This window comes from Streptomyces sp. P5F9 (assembly GCF_057961495.1).
On record NZ_JBXVPZ010000739.1, the window covers coordinates 1 to 2981 of the forward strand.

The following is a 2981-nucleotide window of genomic DNA, read 5'->3' on the forward strand; positions in this document are numbered from 1 at the left end:
GCCCACGTCGGCGAGTTCGGGGGCGCCGGCGCCGGCCACGTTGAAGTAGCGCAGGGAGGCCGTGGAAAGGCCGGTCGCCCGGCCCGTCGCGCGGACCAGCCACTCACCCGCCAGCTTCGTCTCGCCGTACGGCGACATCGGGACGCAGGGCGTCTCCTCGGTGACCAGTTCCACGTCCGGCATGCCGTAGACGGCCGCCGAGGACGAGAAGACGAAGGACGGGACGCCGGCCGTGGTCACCGCCTCCAGGAGGACGCGCAGGCCCTCGACGTTCTCCCTGTAGTAGTGCAACGGCAGGTCCACCGACTCGCCGACCTGCTTCTTCGCCGCCAGATGGACGACTCCGGTGACGTCCTGGTCGGCGAGGGTACGGGCCACCCGTTCCGCGTCCAGGATCGAACCCACCACCAGAGGAACGCCGTCGGGCACGCGCTCGGCGATGCCGGTGGACAGGTCGTCGTAGACGACCGCCTGTTCGCCCGCCTCGGTCATCGCCCTCACGACGTGCGCCCCGATGTAGCCGGCGCCGCCGGTGATCAGCCAGGTCATCTGCGGCCGTCTCCTCCGTCACTCGATCCGTGGTGGTGTGTCCCTCGCGCGCTTCAGGACTCCACGCGCTTCGGGCCTCAGTCAATCAGGCGCCGGAGTGTGCCGAGGTCAACTGCTGGGACTCCCCGTAGGGGCCGGTGGACCGCACGCGCGCGTGCGCCGTCGCCGGGAGCGGTCTCGACGACCGCCACAGGCGGACGAACGACAGGACGGCCGCGGCGGCCAGCAGACCATTGCGTACGACCATGAGGGCGCAGCCCGTCCAGGTGGAGTGGATGACGTCGACGTACAGGACGGGGAACTCGACGGAGCTGACCGCGCTCGCCGCCACGATCAGCGCGGCCACCGCGCGCTGGGTGGTGTGCCGCGAGGTCAGGCAGACGGCGGCCAGGCCGAGCAGCCAGATCATGTACTGGGGGCTGATCACCCGGCTGGTCACGGTGAACAGCAGGACGGCGCTCATCGCGGCATCGAACGGAGTCGCGTCGGTCCACCGGCGAGCCCGGATCCGCCACAGCAGCAACAGCCCGAAGGCGACCGCCGTGAGCGCGAGGGAGGCGTCGGCGACGGCGGAGACGTACGGTCCCGTGAACTCCATCGCGCCGTACCGGTAGTGCACCTGCCCCGGCCAGCCGACGTGGGTGGCCAGGCCGAGGGCGGTACCGCCGAGGGACTCGATCTGTACGCCCCGGCCGCCCTGCTGGCGCAAGAAGGCGAAAGGATTGTTGAACAAAACCACGAGAGACATGAGCGACAAGACCCCCGTCCCCACCGCCCACGACCACACCGACCGCGTCGTCCGACCCCTCGGCATCCCCAGCAGCACCAGGGCCGGCCACACCTTCACCAGCGCGCCCAGCGCCGCGAACGCGCCGCACACGCGCGTGGAGCGCGACAACGTCAACAGGGAGATGGCGGCGAACGCCGTGACCTGCACGTCGTAGCGGACGAGGGGCATGTGCAGGAGGAGGGGGAGGCAGGCGACCCAGTATGCGGCGCCGCGCAGGCTGTGGCCGGGGCGGGTGCCCGCGCGGGCCAGGGTCAGCGTGATCACGGCGTCGGTCGCGAGGGTGAGGACGACGAACGCCTGGAAGTACGTCAGGTCCGGCAGCAGCGCGGGGGCCAGGAGCACAGGTCCGGCGCCCGGCGGGTACTGCCACAGCGGGTCGTGCGCCGGGAACGCGCCGTGCGACAGGACGCCGTACCAGTGGTGGTACAGGCGCCACACCTCACGGGCGACCCCGCCATGGCCGAGCAGGGGGAGGCCGTTGTACGCGAGGAGGAGGAGCATCCCCGCGCGGGTGGCGAGCCAGGCGAGGGTGAGGGCGAGGAGGCGGTGTCTGCGGACGGCGTTCATCATGGCGGATCGTAAGCCGGGTGAATGCCGCAGGAATGCTAATACACCGTCAATCGTCGGTAAGAGCTTGCTAACAGTACAAAATCAGCCAGGTGGACAGCCAAGGTGAGGGTGAGTACAGGCACGGGCGACGGACGCGTCCGGGAGTCGTCGCCGTGGTCGTGCCGGTGGTCGTCATGCTCGCGCTGGGGCTGTGGGGGCTCGACCGCGACGGGATGTGGGGCGACGAGAGCGTCACGTTCCTGGTCGGGCGGCGCACGGTGCCGCAGATCTGGCACCTGCTGCACGGCGTCGACGCGGTGCACGGCCTGTACTACTTCCTCATGCACGCCGTCCTCGCCGTCCACCCCGGCGAGGTGGCCCTCCGCCTGCCGTCCGTGTGCGGCGCGGCGGCGACGGCGGGCCTCGTCGCGGCCCTCGGCGTCCGCCTGGCCCGCCCCCGCGTCGGCCTCTGGGCCGGCCTCCTCTACACGATCACCCCGCTGACCGGCCACTACGCCCAGGAGGGCCGCTCCTACGCCCTGGTCGCGGCGGGCGTGGCCGGGGCAACACTGCTCCTGGTGCGGGCACTGGAAGGACAGTCCTGGCGGCCGTACGGCGCCGTCCTCGCCGTGACCTTTCTGCTGCACGAGTTCGCGGTCCTGGTGCTCTGCGCGCACGCGCTGACGCTGGCGGCGGCACGGGTGCGCAGAACGGTGTGGCTCGGCTGGGTTCGTGCGGTGGGTGTCGCGCTGGGTGCCCTGTTGCCATTGGCCTGGGTGTCCCAACGCCAGTCCGCGCAGGTGGCCTGGCTGAGGGTGCCGGACTGGGACACGACGGAAGGGCTCGCCCGCGACTTCCTCGCCGTCACCCCGACCGGCGTCGTCTTCTGGACCTCGGTCCTCCTGATCCTGCTCGGCCTCGGCTCCGGCCGGCTCACGTCGGTCGCCCTGCCGTTGCTGCTGGTGCCGCCGGTGCTCCTGTTGACGGTGTCTCAATTCCGGCCCTTGTTCCACGAGCGCTATGTGCTGTACGCGCTGGCGGGGGCGCCGCTGCTGGTGGCGGCGCCCCCGCCAGCGCGTACAGCACATAGCGC

General features: G+C 71.3%; 3 protein-coding genes. 1 reads left to right on the forward strand and 2 read right to left on the reverse strand.

What is annotated here, in order from left to right:
• Both AC31A1_RS49315 and AC31A1_RS49320 read right to left on the reverse strand, forming a co-directional pair.
• Positions 1-549, reverse strand: a 549-nt coding sequence (locus tag AC31A1_RS49315) for an NAD-dependent epimerase/dehydratase family protein (RefSeq protein ID WP_489659580.1), incomplete at its 3' end; no start/stop codon positions are given.
• Positions 550-634: 85 nt separating this feature from the next.
• The gene (locus tag AC31A1_RS49320; RefSeq protein ID WP_489659581.1) at positions 635-1906 is read right to left on the reverse strand and encodes a glycosyltransferase 87 family protein; all 1272 of its coding nucleotides are present in this window, start codon (positions 1904-1906) and stop codon (positions 635-637) included.
• Between the two features lie 176 nt (positions 1907-2082).
• Here AC31A1_RS49320 and AC31A1_RS49325 point away from each other — a divergent pair.
• The coding region (locus AC31A1_RS49325; protein ID WP_489659582.1) for a glycosyltransferase family 39 protein at positions 2083-2981 on the forward strand (899 nt) is incomplete at its 3' end.